Origin of the sequence: Erwinia sp. JH02 (genome assembly GCF_013074405.1) — a bacterium.
Classification (GTDB): domain Bacteria; phylum Pseudomonadota; class Gammaproteobacteria; order Enterobacterales; family Enterobacteriaceae; genus Erwinia; species Erwinia rhapontici.
The window spans coordinates 558,798-578,048 of sequence record NZ_JABANZ010000001.1; the positions used below are offsets into that span (position 1 = coordinate 558,798).

General features: G+C 51.0%; 22 protein-coding genes and 5 pseudogenes. 4 read left to right on the plus strand and 23 right to left on the minus strand.

Annotated features, from left to right (window positions below; translation table 11 throughout):
* Positions 1-594: 594 nt before the first annotated feature.
* Positions 595-1,056 carry a fimbrial protein gene (locus HHI26_RS02515; RefSeq protein WP_171148543.1) on the minus strand — a complete coding sequence of 154 codons (462 nt, stop codon included), beginning with the start codon at positions 1,054-1,056 and terminating at the stop codon, positions 595-597.
* 669 nt (positions 1,057-1,725) lie between these two features.
* Between HHI26_RS02515 and HHI26_RS02520 the strand changes: the two genes are divergently transcribed.
* The gene (locus HHI26_RS02520; RefSeq protein ID WP_133846495.1) at positions 1,726-2,028 is read left to right on the plus strand and encodes a hypothetical protein; all 303 of its coding nucleotides are present in this window, start codon (positions 1,726-1,728) and stop codon (positions 2,026-2,028) included.
* A 388-nt stretch (positions 2,029-2,416) separates the two neighbouring features.
* Here the strand turns inward: HHI26_RS02520 and HHI26_RS02525 are convergent, their stop codons facing one another.
* The 5 genes and pseudogenes from HHI26_RS02525 to HHI26_RS02540 form a co-directional block, all read right to left on the minus strand.
* Positions 2,417-2,956 carry a hypothetical protein gene (locus tag HHI26_RS02525; RefSeq protein ID WP_171148544.1) on the minus strand — a complete coding sequence of 180 codons (540 nt, stop codon included), beginning with the start codon at positions 2,954-2,956 and terminating at the stop codon, positions 2,417-2,419.
* Positions 2,957-3,450: 494 nt separating this feature from the next.
* A pseudogene (locus tag HHI26_RS25600) lies at positions 3,451-3,592 on the minus strand (hypothetical protein); the annotation flags it as partial.
* Positions 3,578-3,649, minus strand: a pseudogene (locus tag HHI26_RS25420) (lysis protein); the annotation flags it as partial. The pseudogenes HHI26_RS25420 and HHI26_RS25600, both read right to left, overlap by 15 nt.
* Positions 3,650-3,794: 145 nt before the next feature.
* Positions 3,795-4,784, minus strand: a complete 990-nt coding sequence (locus tag HHI26_RS02535; RefSeq protein ID WP_171148545.1) for a terminase small subunit — start codon at positions 4,782-4,784, stop codon at positions 3,795-3,797.
* A 125-nt stretch (positions 4,785-4,909) separates the two neighbouring features.
* A pseudogene (locus HHI26_RS02540) lies at positions 4,910-5,074 on the minus strand (terminase small subunit); the annotation flags it as partial.
* A gap of 10 nt (positions 5,075-5,084) precedes the next feature.
* Between HHI26_RS02540 and HHI26_RS02545 the strand changes: the two are divergent.
* A complete protein-coding gene (locus tag HHI26_RS02545; protein WP_133846493.1) occupies positions 5,085-5,741 on the plus strand; it encodes a hypothetical protein in 657 nt (218 codons plus the stop codon).
* A 223-nt stretch (positions 5,742-5,964) separates the two neighbouring features.
* Here HHI26_RS02545 and HHI26_RS02550 read toward each other — a convergent pair whose 3' ends face one another.
* From HHI26_RS02550 to HHI26_RS02570, 5 genes are all read right to left on the minus strand, one after another.
* On the minus strand, positions 5,965-6,387 hold the full coding sequence (locus HHI26_RS02550; RefSeq protein ID WP_133844950.1) for a hypothetical protein: 423 nt from the start codon (positions 6,385-6,387) through the stop codon (positions 5,965-5,967).
* 248 nt (positions 6,388-6,635) lie between these two features.
* On the minus strand, positions 6,636-6,860 hold the full coding sequence (locus HHI26_RS02555) for a hypothetical protein (protein WP_133844952.1): 225 nt from the start codon (positions 6,858-6,860) through the stop codon (positions 6,636-6,638).
* A gap of 75 nt (positions 6,861-6,935) precedes the next feature.
* Entirely contained in the window at positions 6,936-7,394 is a 459-nt protein-coding gene (locus HHI26_RS02560; protein ID WP_133844954.1) for a lysis protein, read from the minus strand.
* A 163-nt stretch (positions 7,395-7,557) separates the two neighbouring features.
* A complete protein-coding gene (locus tag HHI26_RS02565) occupies positions 7,558-8,097 on the minus strand; it encodes a lysozyme (protein ID WP_133844956.1) in 540 nt (179 codons plus the stop codon).
* 3 nt (positions 8,098-8,100) lie between these two features.
* A complete protein-coding gene (locus HHI26_RS02570) occupies positions 8,101-8,442 on the minus strand; it encodes a hypothetical protein (RefSeq protein ID WP_133844958.1) in 342 nt (113 codons plus the stop codon).
* A gap of 291 nt (positions 8,443-8,733) precedes the next feature.
* Here HHI26_RS02570 and HHI26_RS02575 point away from each other — a divergent pair, with 291 nt between their 5' ends.
* The gene (locus HHI26_RS02575) at positions 8,734-9,288 is read left to right on the plus strand and encodes a DUF6037 family protein (protein ID WP_133844960.1); all 555 of its coding nucleotides are present in this window, start codon (positions 8,734-8,736) and stop codon (positions 9,286-9,288) included.
* Positions 9,289-9,509: 221 nt separating this feature from the next.
* Here the strand turns inward: HHI26_RS02575 and HHI26_RS25425 are convergent.
* Both HHI26_RS25425 and HHI26_RS25430 read right to left on the minus strand, forming a co-directional pair.
* Positions 9,510-9,770, minus strand: a pseudogene (locus tag HHI26_RS25425) (antiterminator); the annotation flags it as partial.
* A gap of 57 nt (positions 9,771-9,827) precedes the next feature.
* A pseudogene (locus tag HHI26_RS25430) lies at positions 9,828-9,935 on the minus strand (replication protein P); the annotation flags it as partial.
* A gap of 73 nt (positions 9,936-10,008) precedes the next feature.
* Between HHI26_RS25430 and HHI26_RS25665 the strand changes: the two are divergent.
* The gene (locus HHI26_RS25665; RefSeq protein ID WP_346775673.1) at positions 10,009-10,338 is read left to right on the plus strand and encodes a hypothetical protein; all 330 of its coding nucleotides are present in this window, start codon (positions 10,009-10,011) and stop codon (positions 10,336-10,338) included.
* A 50-nt stretch (positions 10,339-10,388) separates the two neighbouring features.
* Here HHI26_RS25665 and HHI26_RS02585 read toward each other — a convergent pair whose 3' ends face one another.
* The 10 genes from HHI26_RS02585 to HHI26_RS02630 form a co-directional block, all read right to left on the minus strand.
* Entirely contained in the window at positions 10,389-11,345 is a 957-nt protein-coding gene (locus HHI26_RS02585) for an AEC family transporter (RefSeq protein ID WP_171148546.1), read from the minus strand.
* Between the two features lie 57 nt (positions 11,346-11,402).
* Positions 11,403-12,422 carry an AI-2E family transporter gene (locus HHI26_RS02590; protein WP_171148547.1) on the minus strand — a complete coding sequence of 340 codons (1,020 nt, stop codon included), beginning with the start codon at positions 12,420-12,422 and terminating at the stop codon, positions 11,403-11,405.
* A gap of 74 nt (positions 12,423-12,496) precedes the next feature.
* Positions 12,497-13,129 (minus strand): methionine ABC transporter permease, encoded by a 633-nt coding sequence (locus HHI26_RS02595; RefSeq protein ID WP_159337299.1) that lies wholly within the window; start codon positions 13,127-13,129, stop codon positions 12,497-12,499.
* 23 nt (positions 13,130-13,152) lie between these two features.
* Complete coding sequence (locus HHI26_RS02600; protein WP_133844991.1) at positions 13,153-13,944, minus strand: methionine ABC transporter ATP-binding protein; 792 nt, start codon at positions 13,942-13,944, stop codon at positions 13,153-13,155.
* A 1-nt stretch (position 13,945) separates the two neighbouring features.
* Positions 13,946-14,752, minus strand: coding sequence for a MetQ/NlpA family ABC transporter substrate-binding protein (locus HHI26_RS02605; RefSeq protein WP_133844993.1), 807 nt, complete (start codon positions 14,750-14,752; stop codon positions 13,946-13,948).
* A 14-nt stretch (positions 14,753-14,766) separates the two neighbouring features.
* Positions 14,767-15,798: an isopenicillin N synthase family oxygenase gene (locus HHI26_RS02610; RefSeq protein WP_171148548.1), complete on the minus strand. Its 1,032-nt coding sequence runs from the start codon at positions 15,796-15,798 to the stop codon at positions 14,767-14,769.
* A gap of 339 nt (positions 15,799-16,137) precedes the next feature.
* Positions 16,138-16,482: a helix-turn-helix domain-containing protein gene (locus HHI26_RS02615; RefSeq protein WP_133844997.1), complete on the minus strand. Its 345-nt coding sequence runs from the start codon at positions 16,480-16,482 to the stop codon at positions 16,138-16,140.
* A gap of 240 nt (positions 16,483-16,722) precedes the next feature.
* Positions 16,723-17,178, minus strand: coding sequence for an Rrf2 family transcriptional regulator (locus tag HHI26_RS02620; RefSeq protein ID WP_133845000.1), 456 nt, complete (start codon positions 17,176-17,178; stop codon positions 16,723-16,725).
* 206 nt (positions 17,179-17,384) lie between these two features.
* On the minus strand, positions 17,385-18,260 hold the full coding sequence (locus tag HHI26_RS02625) for an NAD(P)-dependent oxidoreductase (RefSeq protein ID WP_171148549.1): 876 nt from the start codon (positions 18,258-18,260) through the stop codon (positions 17,385-17,387).
* 62 nt (positions 18,261-18,322) lie between these two features.
* Entirely contained in the window at positions 18,323-19,177 is an 855-nt protein-coding gene (locus HHI26_RS02630) for a helix-turn-helix transcriptional regulator (RefSeq protein WP_133845003.1), read from the minus strand.
* Positions 19,178-19,251 lie beyond the last annotated feature (74 nt).

Below are 19,251 nucleotides of genomic sequence, written 5' to 3' on the forward strand. Positions count from 1 at the left end.
ATAGCAGCATAAAATAAAATTACAGCATGAAAGCCTGTTTAACACTTCAGCATCTGCACCACACATGGCAGGATAAGGCCTTAAGGATCCCCGGTTATTTGTGGCTGACAGTCTGCTTTCAGGTCTGAGGCCAGTTTGAGCACGCCGGAACGGCAACGGCCGCATCCATGCGGGCCTCGGCACGCGACGTCCTGTCGCGTGACGTCCGGCTTACCTCAAACTGGCCCCATCCCCGCAGAGCAGTTGTTCGCTGTGGATTTTAAAACCGCCACGACAATGCGATTTATCGTAGAGGTCGATCGTTTTTTCCGATCGCTCCGTGTTGATGGTGTGTGCCACTGGCAAACCGAAAGAACTTAGCCTGTACAGGTTTATGCCTGTCATATTTTATGGGATACCTCAGGTAGGCCCCTCTCAACACAGGATGTCGTCGCCATGAACAAGAAAATTATCACGATCGTCGTGATTGGAATGGGTTTGGTTGCCTGGTACTTCGGGGCAGAACTGCAGGAATACATCAGAGAAGGGTTTGCGCCTCCACAGTAACAACTCAGCCCCGGACGATGCCGGGGCTGACCTTTAGCTCACTCACTATCACATGTACGCCAGGGTGAAGACGGCATTGGCGACAAGAGGGCCTGCCATCACAGGGACGTGTGTGGCAATCAGGCTGGATGTGAACCTGATCACATTTGGGCCTGGGTAGACTGGATAGTCGCGTGCTTCGTTTATTGGCACAATATTGCCGTCATCGTCTTGCAACTGAACCCCCACCGTGGGATTGGTTGTACCGATAACCCCATCGATGACGTCGGAGGCAACGCCGTTGAAAGTAATACTCACTTTTTGCGCATCCGGGTTATTAAACCGTATTTCAAATATCACGCCTGAGGCCGTTTCATCCACCATAGTGAAAAGGCTTTCACTCACCTGCCCCATATCCACATTAATATCTGGTCGCCCCGGTTCGGCCGACTCAATAGCTCGACGCAAGAGTGGAAGGGTCATTGACCCACTGATAACTTTTGCTTTGAAATTAACCATTCCGTTAGACATAAGAACTCCTTTAATACACTGTTAATAAAAATAATTGTATTTACCTGGTTATCACTTAGCGCTGATGACGCCTTGCCACTATATCACCACGTGGTGAGTAATTGTGAGATAACGGGTTGTTGTGCCATGAATGGCACTTTCTTGGTGAAGGTAGAGATTCTCCGATATACTGCCTGGCAGAGCTCGGGATATGCTGAACCATAGGAACGATTTAAGCGACTAGCTGCAAGAAGATGTGCATTACCTGTAAAAGGAAAGGCCAGGGTCAGGACATCATTACCAGATAGAGCAGCCGGTTAAAATCTTCCCTGGTGCTACAGAAAATATGCACATGAGCAGTGTGATTCTCGATGGTATAAAGAACACGATACTTGTAACTGTTCAGAATGCGGTTACTATATCACCAGCGTCAGTGCCGTCAATAATTTACGACAAATTCTTCCCCACCTTCCACTTAGGTGTCCGTCATTTGTCTTCTTCATCTCCGCAGGTCTATCAAGTAGAATTTAATGCTTAATAGCCTCTCCATTTTGGGAAGTTTCCATTGAGAACTAGAAAACCAAGAGAATGGCTGGTCGATGCTAACAAGCTCTGGGTTGTTTTATTGAAAGAAATCTATAATAAAAAACCCTATTACATATTTACTGCCTACCCCATAAAGTGATGATCATGGAAAAATATGAAACGATAAAAGTGTTTCTGACAACCTTCTTAGGCAACGATGCGGATGCCTACGGAGAAAACTATCCTGAGATCGTTGACGCTGCAACTGAATTGGTTACCGGATTGAAATCAGATCTTCAGAACGAAGCCTCTGAATTCATCCGTGAGTTCTCAGATAATGAAACAGCCAGGTTGTATCTTAATAATCTCACCCAGGGAGATATCGGTGATGTCTCTTTTTTACGCCCTTCTCCTTTTGAATTCGTTTCCTGGCTTGCCATTTACTTAAAGGAAAAAGAGATCGAGTAACAGCATGCCGCTGCCTGGCAGGCACTAACATTTTTTCTCATCAACATATTTTCATAGTATATCCAGGGTGTCAGTTTTAATAATTACAAGAATATCATAACATACTTCTCTGTGTTATTCGGTGATGATGTTGATGCGTATGGGGAGACTTAACCTCATGTAGTAGACTCTTCGATAAAAGTTATAGGGGCCGTAGATAGCCATCGTATGTCGCGCCTCGCACCGCTCCTTTGGTGATATTCCTGATATGGCATGATCGGTGAGGAACTCTTTCTGAATGGCCCCCAGTCCAGTTTTACCATGTGATATCTCTTTGCTTATAGCCATTAAGATGCCCGGCACGCCAGACATTGTAATGGCAATAAAAAACCACCCGTAGGCGGTTTAGCTAAAAATCAGTACTGACATCTCTGCTCAACTCTAAAAGAATATTATCAATCGATTTATCAAATTTACTTCCTGCGTCAAGGATTATATTCACAAAGTTTGATTTTTCTTCATTGGATAAAGACGTAACATCCTTGAGTTTGAAAAAGCACTGGTTAGCAGGTTTTAGAAGTTCTCTGCTTTCATTAAATTCTTTTTGTAACTCAGGGAAGTAAATTCCCAGCATAGAATTGAGCATAATGGCATCATGTTCTTCTGAATGCTCAAGCGCTCTTTTATTCATTTCATTCAGACTTAAATTTCCTTTAGAAACAGCAACCCAGTCCATATGTATTTTAAAAACCATAAGTTTGAACTTCAGAATGGATGCATAAACCTCTTCGGCCTTAATTAATTTATTCCGATAGCCTTCTCTCTTAGATTCCAACTTTGATTGTATTTCAAGCCTTTTCTCCGTGGCTCTATTGGTCATAAGTCCGCCTATCAAAGCAGAACCTGAGGAAAGTAATGCCACCAATAATGTTGACCAAATGCTTATCATGAACCCCCCTTAGCAGATGGAAAAATTATACCTTTTCATAATTAAATTTTGAAGATAATGATTACATATTTTAACGGGATTTCACTGATGGTCTAACCGTTATCCCTTGCCTGAAGGTTCATCATCAGGCCCACCCGCAAATAGGCCTTGTGATGCTTACTGCCTGATAATTTTGACTAGGTTGAGAACTGAAGGGAAAAAGCTGACAGTAAGCATCAGAATGATGCCATACACGTTGGATTGCTTTATCCCAGACACAGTCACGTATTCAAGCAATGGAGTGTATATTATGAACGCATACTGAACTGAGCTTAATGCCAGTAACAACAGCAGAAACAGCAATGAACTCTTTAGGAAGAAGTAAATCCACCGCTTGATACTCATTGTGCTCTTTCGATCAAAGGCCCCTTTGTAGTCACTGATAAACTCTGACATGCGCAATTGTTCCAAAAACCATTAGAAATGGCTTCAGAGTACAATTTCGAGAGTCTTTGTTAAAGTGGCATGTTTATCTGAGGCATTGTCACCTGATGTATTCCTGCAGATAATTCACTTGCCCGATACTGTGCTGATCCTTTGTCTGAGAGTGAAATAATCCCGTTCAGCTGCGTCATTAAGTCGGGGGGCGGTAGCATCGCCCAAGCAGTTGGCTCCGGTGGCGTTAACCGCTGGGCAGGTGGCGTTGAGCTGCAACAGCTTACGACCAGCAGCTACATCAGACTGAGGCTGATCAATGCTGGCTTGTGCATCTGCTCCTACCCACGTCTTGCCGCTGCCGAAACCGGCCACGTAAGCCTTGAACTTATGCGGCATCGCGAGAAATCGCGCCTGCGGGATATTAAGCGTCGGGCTGATCCCCATCGTCTGCCCTCGCGTCTACTACGTTTATATTTATCTGCACTGGCGTTGGCTGCCTGTCATCGCCATCCTCTGCCAACTCTTTGCGCAGTTTCTCGATCTCAAGCTGACGCTTTTCAATTTCGATCTGCTGCAATTTCTGCGTGAATTCGGTATTCGCCAGGCCGAGCCGCTTCGCCACCGCTTCGAACATCCGTTCCCGGCTTATGCTGGCCAGCTCAATGCCGTTTTTGCCTACCTTCGTACCGGAGTAAGCGAGGCGGGCAATCGGCGGCAGTTCGCGTGTGTCCTGAATATACGTACGGCCCAGCCCCTCGCCATTGCAGCGAGGGCATTCGGGATTAGCGGGCTTCGTTGCATCGTAGCCGTAGCCACCTGCTTCAACTGGTTCACGTTGCTTTCGCTCAATCGCCTCAAGGTGCTTCTCGTCAAACTCGACCATATCGCGCCACTGGTAGTTATGGCCGAAGCCCCAGCAGTATCGACAGCAGCCCCTTCGATATTGCGACAGGTCGTTAGCGTCGAACGTGGCCAGTTGCCACATCTGCGAAAGAACGGTATCCGCCGAAATCAGCACGCGGGACATCTGCGCAGTCTGCTGCTCAGTGATGGCGTCGATTATTGAAGGTTTTTGAAGCAACTGATATCCAAGTTGCCCGGCAGACGCAACGCTGTACCCGGCGCGGATAGCGGCCTGTGTTGCGTTGTTATCTTTGAGGTACTCGGCAACGAACCGACGCTGCTGGTCGTTCAGGTTGTCATTAGCAACTAGTTGTTTTGCGCTGCGCTTTGACTGCGCACTGCGCACTTTCTCCTGCGCAGTGCTTTGCGCAGAAGGGTGCTTGATGTAGCGGCGGGCCGTGGAGTAGTTGTAACCCCGCGCCTCGCACCACTCCTTCGGTGATATTCCTGATAAGGCGTGATCGGCGAGGAACTCTTTCTGAATGGCCCCCCAGTCCGGTTTTGCCATGTGATATCTCTTTGTTTAGAGCCATTACGATGCCCGGCACGCCATGCATCCTAATGGCAATAAGCTAATTAATTGGAAGAAAAAACAATATAAAACATTAGGGTAAATTATATGTTGATCACTCACTTTAGTTCAGCGATTCTGTTCTGAATGTCAGGTTTAGACAGGTTTTTAGATGCGGTTCTGTTTGCGGCCTTATCGCTGTACCCCGCTCTGATAGCCGCTTGCGTGGCATTCAAATCAATGAGGTACTCGCGACAGAACATTTCTTGTTTGTCGGTGAGTGCCATGGATTTACCTATGGATAAAATGATGAACTTTGAGCTTTTCGACTCGATATTTAACAATGGAGTGGTGCCAGACTCAATGATTGCTGCCTCGGTAAGTGATGATGACGTTGGCGTATTATTGCGAACTCATCTCATTTCAGAGCGATTTTTGCAGGGATACATAAGCGCAGCAATAAATGAAGGAGATCTTTTTAGTGGTGAAAGTAGAGATAAAGATAAATGTAAAATGTCTTATTTTTCAAAACTTAATTGTGCAAAGCACCATGGATTGCCAGGCCCCACCTTTGATGCACTCAAGGCACTAAACGATGGAAGGAATGACATGGCCCACGAAATTGGCAAAGACAAAATAAGCGCATCTTTGCTTGATGCTATTGAGGCATCATGTTTACGAATAACTTCGCATACGGATATCAGTCTTGATGACCATCACTTGCAAACATGGGATGAAAATGGTCAACCTATTGCAATCTACAGGTACGGTGACATGCAGACCCCACCAAGAGTTAAGTTGCTTATGCTCTTTGGGTGTCTCGTAAGGAGAACCCTTGAGTCAAAAGGTAAGTTGATGGCAAGTGCCGCAACGGCAGCGACCTTTACCCCAACTAAAAATCACCTTCACCCTAAAATTACTTACTCCACGACCCTATCATTAAAGAGTAATTAACTACTCCGGCACGAACCCCATCTTGAGCACTATACCCATGAGGCGTCTTCTTTGGCTAAACCGATGAAGCCATTAACCATCTCAGGCTATGATCGGTTCATCAGGCCTTCGTGGGTTTCACCAGACTTTGTGGTTACTGTGATGCGGTAGGTATCGGTCATATAGACCCCAATAAAAAAGGCCCGCCGAAGCGAGCCCTTAATGAGCAAAATTGAGGAGCCTTTTACTTTTTTTTCCTGCGTTTTATCTTTCCTTTAAAAATATCATCTGTCACATAACACATGTGCAACCACATAGAAAAGGCAAAGACTACTGCACCACCACCCCATGCAAGAATTGGATGTTTTGCATCCATGAAACAGCCGAAAGGAATAATGGACCAGCATAAACTCACATATACATAGCATATAAATAGAGGTATTAAGTTCCATCTACTTAAAATTATTAAAGCAGCGGATATACCATAAACTAGCGCAAACAATAACCCAATAGATCCCTTTGAATGTTCATAAATCATAAAAACAAGCCCGAAGTTAAAAACCACGACTTGTGCAATGATAGCCCAAAGGTTTCCTGTAGACGGCCCGCCATAAGCGATCCTATGTAAGCTTTCCTTGATTTCTTTCAGATCATCTTCTGTACGCATTTCTATACCTTTCTTCAAAAGCGAACAACGTTCGCAACGGCAAATTAGCCTAAGGTGAACACCCTAACTGTGCTCAGGTATACAGTTTTTTCCTTTCTTAAGATGCGTTTTCTTTATCCTACTAATCTAATCGAATTGGTGCAAGTTGCATATGCAACGCTTCACAGCGTGGCTAACCGTTATCCCTTGACGGAGAATTCATCATCAGACCCACTCGCAAATGGGCCTTGTGATGAAATCCTCGACATCTAAGCAGAGTTTTCGGCTAACCAATCGGCAGCAGCTCGCATTTGTTTGATGGCCTCGCTTCTGGCTAACTTTTCCAGCTCAGCTAGCGTTGTATCCACCTGATAAGGCAACTTCAGATACAGAGATACGTTTTCACCACCGGAATTCGGATCGGTGTAAATCGTTACTTCTGCATAGACAGTATTTTCCTCAACGCGCGTAAAACTTCCAATGTCTATTTCCATAGATCGCTCACCTGATATGCATCGAGCTAGGATTATGCATCACTGGCAGTCTTGCTTAAACATTAAGGCGCTGTGTTATTTGATGCACTGCTCAGTGATGTACTGCTGTAGAGCTGCTATTTTTGACTGGTCGTTTTTGATTCCGGCTCTGATACCGAGAACGTTTCGTCCAGCAATGTCAGAGAGTTCGACGGTGGTTCCATTATCCACGCTGGCGGTGCCGGTTGTTTGCTTCGGACAGTTACCAGCGACGAGCACCCTACCACCGCGATCAAGCTTGCGCTGCAAAGCATCATTTTCAGCTTTCGCATCGGTTAACTCCTTCGTGTATTTGGCATCGAGAGCGGCAACATCGCGCTGGCGTGTCTGCATATCAGTGATGGTTTCCTGCCGCTGTTTGGCTAGGGTCTCTGCGGTGGTGGTGCGACCATCGGCGGCGATTGCCTGTCCGTGGTAATAGCTCGCCAGTTTCGCCGAAGCTATCGCAATGACAAGAAGCAGACCCCAAACCATGGTGCGCCAGTCGAAGGTCATTTCATGCTCCTGATTGCTTCATAGCGGTTCTGGAAGCGGAACCCCCTTCGCACCACCAACAGACGCTTCATTTCTCTGATGTGTGAGCGCCAGCTCATTGGTAACCAGATGAAGAACCAAGACCACATGAGAGCGTTAATCCAGAATAATGGGTCGGTGAAATTCATTTATCCAACCCCCAGCAGGTTAATTCAGCTTCCTGATCCCGTCGCTCGACTTGGCCGTAGCAGCCGTTCGCCTGGCCTTTCGTCAGCCGGCAGTCTCGCCCCCGGTCATGCACCCAGCGCTTAATCTCAGCGCAGGCACCCGGTCGGTCACCAGCATTGAGCTTTTTGTAAAACGTCGATGTGAAGCATTTGCCGGGGCCGATGTTGTACGGGCAGAACGAGGCAATCCCGGCCTTCTGCGGCTCAGTCAGCGGAACACGCACATTAGCAGCAACCCAGGCGAGTGCCTTGCGGTTCTCATTGGCGTTAACTGCGCTGCACTTTTCGGCAGTCAGCTTCATGCCAGGAGTAACTGGCTTGCCATCAATTCGGACCACGCCGCGGCAGATTGTCCAGATACCGGAGCCGTCTTTATAAGCCTCCAGGCGATTGCCCTCTTTCTCGTCAAGAAGCTGATCCAAAATCACCGGAGCTGACGCACCACCGACCACCAGCACCAAAACAGCAGCACTCAGCTTTGTTTTCAGATTTGCCATTGGTCAATCCTTCGCTTCGTCGAGCACACGGTTGATGCCTTTGATAACTTCGGGCGATCGGTTAACTGATGGAGTGTCACCACTCCCTTTGAGGTAATCAATCACAGCCTGGGCGCGGATGCGGTCGAGGCGCAGGCGTTCTTTCTCGTTACTGCGTTCTTCCTCAATTGCTTTCCGCTTTAGTTTTTCTGTAACCCGTTTATCCAGGTAGCCGAGCAATGCAATGAGAGCGCCTGCTATCGCCGTCACAACATATACGAGCTCAAGTGTGGACAGGCCCAGGACGCTGGATATAAACGTCACGATGCTGCCCCCATTCATTGCAAAGTCTGCACGTTGATTCATTCGATACATGCTCCACCTCCGGCATTGCCGTGGTGCCGTGTGTGGGTGGGAAAGGAATTAAAAAAGGCCCACCGAAGTGAGCCTTTGAATCTTCTGATGCCTAAAGAACAGCAACTCCCAGAAGCTTGCCAATCGTTAAAGGTGTCTTGGGGATCGTATCGATTATGGTCGCGTGATACAGATCAAAGATGGTTTTGAATCATTGCTAATTTACATCTTATGTATCAGCACTTTAAATCGTAGTAATTTAGAGTTATGGTCATTAATGAACCTAAAAAATAAGGATCCCTAATGTATTTATCTAAGCTTAAAGAGCTGTACAAGGACATGATGTCCAAAAAGATAACTAGCTCTCGATTTCAATATCAACATAACAAGACCGTGTTTGATATCCTTTTTCTGATAGATAGGAAGCCATTCCAACTTTTGTTCGGCGCAATTGGGCACAAGTGCGCTTTCATTGTGAATGTTCAACCTGGATTTGAAATTGGCACGGCCATCCGTCCAGAATCAGCTTACAAGGATCTTTTGGATGCCCTGGGAGTCACGCCTGACCCTGCCAACCGATTCAAAACGTCAGATTTCTTCACTAGCTTTTCAAACAGCATCCCAGAAACTATCCCATCAAAACAGCCGGCCAGACAGACAGCTATCCGAGCTGCTATTGATAATGGAAACGAGAAGCTGTTTTTTAGTCACTGGAGAAATAACGGCGAAAAAGGAGGTCATGTGACCAATGATAATATTGAAAAAACACGCACTGCCTTCGGCGCAGAGATAGCTAATACATGCCAAGAAAGGAATATAAGCAGCTGCTGGACGGCAGTTAGTAGAGCAGAAAGTTAGTATCGAAGCCCTGGGCCCCGCATATGCGGAGCCTTGAATATGGTGCGCCTGTTTATCGTCTCTGATTATGAATCAATCCATCGAAAGGGCGGCGCATTGAGTTGCTACAAGATTAAGAATAGTAGCAGCCCCGAAAATGACAAACAAAAAAGCCCCAGGCGTTAATCCCGGGGCTTTTTTATTGCTGAACGTTAAAGTAGCAGCATATGTCATTATTATGGCTAAATGGATAAGGCATTGTCATCACTGTTCCATGCAACATGCGTTATTTTGTTAACACGTTTACGACTTTTAAAAGCATCTTGCAGTGGCTGATAGAGCAGAAACAGGCTTGCATTGAGAATATCGTTAATTTCATTGCGGCAAGTGCTCATTGAAGGCCTGCGCCAGCCCTCCCCCTTACGCCCGCACACGAACTTGCGTGGGTGAGAGTAGTAGCTGAGTAAAATACCAAATGCCCTCTGGTCAATGCGCATAGTTGTCGATTACGCCAAATCCTGACTGAAGCTCACTCTTTTTCCATAACACGAAAGGCCGGTGATCCACTGTCTTTTAGCGGCGACCTCATCCCTGGGATCGCGCAGATCAGTGCTGACGGATGCTGGGAAAAGTTGCTTTAGGTTCGAAAACAGGGTGTCTACCAGGCGTGCAACGTCTGCATACACGCCACGATCGGCCGGTGGTGGCGTACCGCTTTCGCTTCGTTGCGACGCTATCGGGATGTCTTTGAGAGAGGTGATCGCGATTTGCAGGGATTCAATCCTTAGCCCGTGGATATTACATCAACGGCATTCTCAGGGAAATTGCAAACCTGGTGAAAAGCTCAAGAAGCACTCGATAACGATTACCTTCTCACGCGCTCGTGATAAATCTGAGCTTTCCTGGTCATCTGGAACGCCGCCAAGTTTCAATGAACAGCGCTCATTATCAGAACGCTTATACCGGGATCAGGGTATCGATACACAGACTCTTTTGGGCCATAAAAGCAGGTCAATGACTGATAAATATAATGATGATCGGGGTAAGGAATGGACGGTCGTGGCAGTATAAAACTGCCGGGTTTTGCAGAAGAGCTTTATAACCCCCACATTTCCCCTCACTCACCCATACGCCCAATCCATCGTAAGCATCAGAATTGGCGTGGTAATTGCCGAAAAAAGCGTGGTCAACAGCATGCTCGTCGCCGCAGGCCCCGTCAGCGCGTTAAACTGCTGCGACATTAAATACACGTTCACGCCCACGGCCATGGAGGCCAGCAGTACCACAACTTTACTTTCCATCGGCGGCAGCCCAATCATCCAGGCCAGGCCCCACACGACCAGGGGTTGCACGATCAACTTAATAGCGCTCAGCGCATAGCTGATGGCCAGCCCCTCTTTAATTCGGTAACCCGCCAGGCTCATGCCGAGTGCCACCAGCGCCAGCGGCACGGCAATCTGACCGAGCATGGTCACGGGCTGATCAACCAAGACAGGCAGCGGCAGCCCGGTCAGGCTGAATAAGGTGCCGGAAAGGATGCCGATAATCAGGGGATTTTTTAGTACGCTGAGCGCGGTATTGCCGAAGCCCTTCAGGTTGAGCGCCCCGTGCCTGAACCACTCCACCGAAACGGTGGCCAGCGTCCAGAGAATTAAGCCGTTAAACACCAGCACCAGCGCAACGGAGGGGATCGCCTCGTCACCCAGCATCACGCGGGCGATGGGCAGGCCCAGCAGCACGTTATTGGAGAAAATCCCGCCGAGGGCAAACACCGATCCGGCTACGCCATCCAGCTTAAACACCTTAGATGCCACCACCCGGCCAATGATAAACACCAGCAGGCAGCCGCCGAAAAAGGCAATCAGCAGGCGGGCATCCACCGGCGGCCCATCACTGAAGTCGCACATCAGGCGAAACAGCATGGCAGGCAGCGCCACGCGGAACACCAGCCGGTTAATGGCGGTGGTGATACTCTCCGGCCACTGACGCCAGCGCACCAGCAGCCATCCCAGAGCGATCAGCACAAACAGCGGCATGGAAATAAAGATCTGATGAAGCAGCGTGGTCAATAACGACATGGATTATCCGTCAGGGCCGGGAAGTTTCCCGGCCAGCATAGCGCAAGTAAAATAGCCCTAAATCAGTCTGCTGGCACGCAGCTCCGCTTTCAGGTAGGCGTAATAGACCGGGGCGGCCACCACGCCAGCCAGGCCAAAGGCCGATTCAAACACCAGCATCGCTAACAGGATCTCCCAGGTTTTGGCGCTGATGCGGCTGCCAAAAATCCGCGCGTTGATAAAGTATTCCAGCTTGTGGATCAGCACGAGGTAAATCAGGGCAATCAGCGCGGCTTCCAGCGAGATAGAAAGACCGATCAGCACAATCACCGTATTGGAAATCAGATTACCGATAATCGGCAGCAGCCCGGCGATAAAGGTCAGCACCACGACGGTTTTAGCAAATGGGAAATGCAGGCCAAACATCGGCAACACGCCGAACAGGAAACCGCAGGTCAGGACGGTATTGACCAGCGACACTTTAATCTGTGCAAACACCACATTGTGAAACGCCGCCGCCAGGGTGGTTAAGCGGTCCAGCATTGCCTGCTTCAGCGGCGCCTCAGGGCGGATGCCGCTGCTGGTGCGCAGCGAGATGATCGCGCCCAGCAGCATGCCAATCAGCATGGTGGCAAAGGTATGTGCCGCACTGCGGCCAAAGGTCTGCACCACCACCAGATGTTCACGCAGCCATGTCACTACCTGGTTCTGCAGTTCATCGATGTCCGAAGGCAGATAGCGCGTAATCACGGGCGACAGCGTGTGCTGGGCATCCTCCAGCAGCTTAGTGGCTGTGGCGTGGAAAGCGGCAGGGTTCTGGAAGTCATGCAAGAGGAAGCCGATCAGCTTGGTAATGCCGGTGACCAGCGAAAGAATAATCACCACGCTAAGAAACATAATGCTGATCCAGCGGGCAATCGGCCCTTTCACCAGACGTTCCACTAAGGGCGTCAGGGCCAGAATGGTTTCATAAACGATAAAGCCGGCAAGAAAACAGGGCAACAAACGCAGCGGGAAGATGGCGAACAGCGCAATAAAAATCAGGCCGTAGCTGGTGACCTGGCATAATTGCGCCCGATTAACGTTCCGTATTTCCATGACCAATCCTGTCTGAAGGAAAAAAATGAAGCGAATTCAGACAGTATACTATGCGGGCGCCAGATTTTGCTGAATTAACGGCGATGAGCCAGCTGTCGCACCAGGCGATCGCCCACCATCTGTACGGCCTGCACCAGCAGGATCAAAACGACCACGGTGCCAATCATCACTGGCTGATTAAAACGCTGGTAACCGTAGCGGATAGCCAGGTCCCCTAACCCGCCGCCGCCAATCACGCCTGCCATCGAAGAGAAACCAATCAGCATCACCAGCGTCAGCGTCATGCCTGCAAGCAGTGCGGGTAACGCTTCCGGCAACAGGACTTTGCCGACCACATGCCAGCCGCTACCGCCCATTGACACGATGGCTTCAATCCGTCCTTTATTGACCTCATCCAGCGCGTTTTCGACGATGCGGGCAAAAAACGGGATGGCACCAATGGTGATCGGCACGACAGCCGCACTGCTGCCCAGCGTGGTCCCGACAATGATGCGCGTCAGCGGGATCAGCGCAATCAGCAGCACCACAAACGGCAGAGAACGACCGACGTTAACCACCGCACCCAGCAGCGCATTCAGGCGCGGCAGCGGCAGAATACCGTCGTGACGCCCGACCTTCAGCAGCACACCCAGCGGCAGGCCGATCAGAAACGTAAACAGCCCGGCCAGCGCCACCATATACAGGGTTTCCAGCGTGGCCGCCGACATCAGTTCCCACAGCTCATTCAGGTCTAGGCTACCGCGCACAGGTCACCTCCGTGGATGCCATGACGTTGCAGGAAACGGTGTTCTGCCTGCGGATCGTGCAGCAATGCTTTACGCAGTACTGAGTCCGGCTGACGCAGGAGCGTGCTCAGCGCCCCGCTCTCAACGATCTTACCGCCCTCCAGCAGCGCAGCACGATCGCAAATCGCTTTCACTACCTCCAGCTGATGGGTGATCATCACGATGGTCAGACCAAACTGCTGATTAATCTGCTGTAACAGCGCCAGCACCGATGCCGTGGTCTCCACGTCGAGGGCGCTTGTCGCTTCATCGCAGAGCAGATATCCCGGCTGTGCAGCCAGCGCACGCGCAATACCGACCCGCTGCTGCTGACCACCGGAAAGCTGAGTAGGAAAGGCGTTCGCTTTATCACTCAACCCGACTAAATCCAGCAGCTCTGCCACGCGTACCCGCCGCTGTGAGGCTTTCACCCCGGCAATTTCCAGCGGTACAGCCACATTACCCGCCACGCTGCGCGAGTGCAGCAGATTGAAATGCTGAAAAATCATCCCACTGCGCTGCCGCTGCTGGCGCAAGGCGGCCTGGCTCAGGCGGGTAATGTCCTGTCCATCGACCAGTACCCGACCGGCGTCGGGGCGTTCAAGCAGATTAAGACAGCGGATCAGGGTACTTTTCCCCGCCCCGCTGCGGCCGAGAATGCCAAATATCGAACCATCGGGGATGGTCAGCGAGACATTATCCAGCGCCGGGCGCTGGTCTGGGCTGTAGCGCCGGGTGACATTCTCGATATCAATCATATTATTTCCCTGCGACCGGGATCACAGAGCCTTTATAAGTCTGCTGAATAAACTCAGCGACCTGCTTCGACTCCAGATCTTTCGCCAGCTGTTTGATGCGCGGATCATTAGCCAGTTTGGGTGTGGTGACCAGGATATTGGCATATGGGTTATTTTTGGCGCTTTCCAGGCCCAGTGCGTCTTTTGCCGGGTTCAGCCCTGCTTCCAGCGCATAGTTGCCGTTGATGATCGCCAGATCGACATCATCCAGCGAACGTGGGATCTGTGGCGACTCCACTTCAAGAATTTTCAGGTTTTTCGGGTTAGTCGCGATATCTTTCGGCGTTGCCTGGTTTTTTGCCGGATCGTTGAAGCCCGGTTTCAGGGTGATCAGCCCCTCGCTTTGCAGCAGGTAAAGTGCACGGCTCAGGTTGGTGACGTTGTTCGGAACCGCCACTGTCCCTTTGTTCGGCACGTCTTTCAGGTTTTTCACTTTATGTGAATAGATGCCGAGCGGCTCAATGTGCACCGTGGCGGCCACGGTAAAGGTCTGCCCCAGCGCTTTTTCCTGATCGCGCAGATACGGCACGTGCTGGAAATAGTTGGCATCGACATCGCCATGCGCCAGCAGTTCGTTGGCGTTGACGCCGCTGGTCAGTTCAATAATTTTGAGATCGAGTGACGGGTCAATTTTCTTCACATAGTTAAGAATTTCAGCGTGCGGCACGGCATCAGCCGCGATGCGTAGCGCCTCCGCCGCCTGAGCTGAAAAAGCCAGTGTCATGGATAACGCGATCCCTGCCAGAGAAAATGGAGCATGTTTGATCATTGCAGTTCCTTTCATTAAGCGGTGTGTTGAGGTTGTTGTTGTTGTAATTCCTGATACCAGCGGGCTGCGACATCCGGATGGGAGCGCAACCGGCCTTTCAGATAGTTCCAGCCGACGTCACGCAGCAGCGGGTTGAGCGGATCGCTCGCCGGGCCTTGTGCCAGGCGGGCAATCTCTTCCGGCAGCGTGAAAACAGGCACCACGGCATCCAGCTGTGCGCCAAGGAAAAAGGCAATCGACAGACGGTCCTGCCCATTGGGCGGGGATTCCACGCGGTGGACGGTAGCGCGCAGATAGCCGTTGCTGGCCAGCTCAAGCAGTTCGCCGATATTGACCACAAAAGCCCCCTGCAAAGGCAGAGCATCCACCCAACGGTCCGGCTCCACTTCCACCTGTAAACCGCGCTGCTGGTCCTGCAACAGGAAGCTGAGGAAGCCAGAATCTTTGTGTGCGCCCACGCCCTGACTGGTGGTTTCTGCCGTCTGGCCGGGGTAGCGGATCAACTTGATATGTTCGTTAGGTTTTTCGCCGTATAGCGGGTCGAAGGCATCCGGGGCCAGCTCAAGTGCCTGAGCGAAAGCGCGCAGCAGTCGCTGAGACATGGCGGTCATCTCCTGCTGCCAGTGCAGCAGCGTGGGCTTCAGTTCCGGCAAGGCTTCCGGCCACAGGTTCGGTCCCTGCAGGCGCTTCCAGCCTGCTTCACCCGATTGCAGCGCCAGCGCCGGGCGTTCAGCACCGATATCAAACTGTTCACGCCAGTCTGGCTGGCTGCGCGTCAGTTCCGATCCCGCGCGGTTATAGCCGCGAAAATGCGGGGAGTGGATCATCGATACCTGCTGCTTGTCGTCGTCCGACAGGGCGAAAAACTGACGAGACAACTGCTGTACCTTCGCCGACAGTGCTGCATCAACGCCGTGATTGATCAGGTAGAAAAAACCGACATCGCGCGCGGAGCGGCTGAGTTTTTGTAAAAACGCCTGCTGCTGTTCGGCATTGCCATCCAGCTGCGAGAAGTCGAGGATCGGTAGTGAGGTGATCTGGGTCATGGTTGCTCCGTAACGGGTTCAGGACGCGCGGCGAAGGGCGCTGCCCTTCTCCTTATTGCTGTCTTATAAGAACAATATTCCGTGTTTTGAGCTGGCGGTAAAATATCAATATTGGCAATGGTTTATACATAGATGGATAACATCAATCTGCAATGCTGAATGCGTGATTGTTATTTTCGTCAGCGACGATCATCTGAAGGTGGCGGCAGAAATGAGGGGGGGGGGGAAATCGGGACTGGGCGGTATTTGCAGTGGGCACAAGGCTGGGCAGCTTACGCGAAAGTGACTCATGTGAGCGGACAAACTGTTGTCCGCTCACCTGTCAGGGGGATGCTGCTATCAGGCTGCGTGGGCTGCAATCTGAACCTGACGACGCCATGCGCCCGGTGACTGACCGAACTGACGTTTGAAGCTGCGGTTAAATGACTGCTGAGAATCAAAACCAAAACTGATGGCCACGTCCAGAATCGGCTCACCGCCCCTTGCGAGACGTTCAGCGGATTTTTTCAGGCGGCGTTCACGAATATATTCACCCAGCGCATGGCCGGTGTGCTGTTTAAACATACGTTGCAGGTGCCATTTTGAGTAACCGGCACGGGCAGAAACGGTGTCTAAATCCATTTTCCCTTCAATGTGTGTATCGATCCACTTGACGAGATCGTTAATAAAATCATCATGGCTCATCGGAAATCCCCTGATTTATTGGTCACTATTTATAAATGAATGTTGGTGGTGAATGCTAAAGAGCAACTATCACGAATGCATTTAATTACGGTAAGGCAGCCATCCCTTTAATGCAAGTTTTATTGTTGCATTAAGTGCGATCGTTAACGCGATCGGGGATCGTCAATTGTGGATTTTCAGAAATAAGTTAAGAAAGACAAGTCCCCCGTACGCGGTGAGTACAGGGGCTTGAGACGATGCTCAGGAGGCGCAGCGCTGATCCGGATTGATGCAGTCGCGCTGCATGATGTCACGCAGCGCATCAGCGACCGTGCGTTTAGCCAGGACATCGAGAGACGCCTGCTCGGCTTCTCTTGCCAGTTCTTTGAAATACCAGCAGGCATTTGCGCTGACCACGCACAGCGCCGGAACGTCCGGGCGCCCTGCCATCAACGGTTTATCTTCAATTACTGACGTATAAATTTCGCACAGCGTGATGCGATCGGCCGGGCGTCCAAGACGGATCGTCCCGCAGCGGCCAAGCGTCGAGATAATAATGCCGTCACGCGTCAGTGGCACCATCATTTTGCGCACAAAACTCGGGTTGGCATCTAAACCATCGGCGAGAATTTTACTGGTGCAACGTTGCCCCTCGCCATCCGCCTTGGCGATACATAACACCATTTGTAATGCGGTGGGAAAGCGAATATCAAGCATTATGTGATCCTTGCTTTTTTCTGTTCATCTGGAAACGAATCACTGCAATAAAAGCATTAAAAATCAGTCAAATATAAAACATATGAGTTTAATAATATAACAAACTTTGACACATTTATGAAGCACCCGGCTAAGCACTATGGGCTATTGACCATATCATGATGATTTGCAGGGATTTATACACGGCGCCCTGCCCGCCTGTCAGATTACTTTTTATGCTGCTCATGCAGGTAACGATAGACCACAGACAGATCTTTATCGCCATAACCCGCATCGACGGCACCCTGCCACTGGGTGGCAATGGTTTGCAGCCCAGGCATCGGTCGGTCGCCCGCCGCATCCAGCGCCAGCCTTGCGTCCTTCAGCGCCCAGGTGAGCTGCATCTGTGCCGGGTATTCCCCTGCGGCGATCATCGCCAGCTTGCCTTTCACATAGGGTGCCGCCAGCGGGCCGCCCTCCAGTACCTGCCAGAAATCATCCGGGGTGAAGCCAAATTGCTGCGCCAGCTGAGTACTCTCCGCCACGCCCTGCATCACGGAAACCAGCCAGGCGTTCGCCACCAGTTTCATTTTTGATCCCGCACCCGCTTCACCCAGCCATTTTGCGCCTTTGGAAATCGCTGCAAACACCGGTTCAATGGCGGCAGCACGCTGACGATCGCCGCTGGCCAGCACCAGTATCTGTGCCTGCTCTGCGGGGGCTTTGGTCCCGGATACCGGGGCATCCAGCAGCACCACATCCGGGCGCTGTTGGTGAATGCTGTCAATCAGCTGCTGTGTGGCGTCAACGCCGATGGTGCCCATCTGGCACAGTACCGCACCCGGTTTCAGCACCGGCAGGATCTGCGCACAGGTCTTCAGTGTGGTGGCACCATCCGAAAGCATCACGATGATCACCTGCGCATCTGCCACCGCCTGTTCGGGGGTATCACACAGCACCAGCCCGTCAGCCGTCAGATCATCACCACGTGCGCGCGTGCGGTTCCAGCCGGAAACGTGAAATGATTTTTTCAGCAGATTAGCCGCAAAAGCGTGGCCCATAGCGCCCAGTCCGAGTACCGCGACTGAAGGGTGTTGATTCATAGTCACTTCCTGTCCTTGTCCTGTTTCATGATTGACTCAGGAATACCTGAGCCTTGAGAGAGTCAATCGGTGATTTTTTTGAGTGCCGCCGCGCTCTGTTCATCGTTGGGAATGTACACCAACAGACGGTCGCCGTTGCGCGGTGCAGACCACCAGTTATTCTGCCGCAGCGTGATAATGCCCACATCCGGATGGTAAAAGCGCTTTACATGATTGTCGATGGCGCGGATCTCGTAGCGTTGCCACATGGCGCGAAATTCATCGGATTCGGACAACAGACGTTCCAGTAATTCCTGCCAACGCGGGTCGTCGAGGTGTTCCCCCATTTGAGTACGAAACAGCGCCACCATATGCGGCATCAGCTGTTCCTGATCCGCAACCGCCTGCCGCCATTGCGGATGGGTGAAGGCCAGCAGAATACAGTTACGGTCTTCTGGCGCGATGCTCTCCAGGTCGACATTCATCAGGCGGCACCATGCCGGGTTGTAACCGAGAATATCGAAGCGCGGCGTCTGGATAATGGCCGGTAGTGGGTTGAGGTGGTCGAGGAGGATCTGCCCATGCGCCGAGACCTTGGCACAGGTTTTCGCTGCCGCAGTGGCCGGCATGGGATGCCCGGCCAGCCGGTATAGGTGCTGCGTCTCGGCTTCGTTACACTGTAACGCAGTGGCAATTGCGGCCAGGGTTTTCGGCGAGGGTTTTATCTCACGCCCCTGCTCAAGCCAGGTGTACCAGGTCACGCCCACGTCCGCCAGCTGAGCCACCTCTTCACGGCGTAAGCCCGGGGTGCGACGTGAGCGATGGTGCGGCATTCCCAGCCGCGCCGGATCAATGCTTTCACGACGACTGCGTAAAAATGTGGCCAGCAGCTGACGGTTTTTTTCACTGCTGCTCAACGACAGCGGAATCTCACTCATTGGGGGGCACTCCACTCAGGCAGGTAGTGCAGGTACTATGATAATCAAGAACTGGTACCCGTTTAAGATTTCAC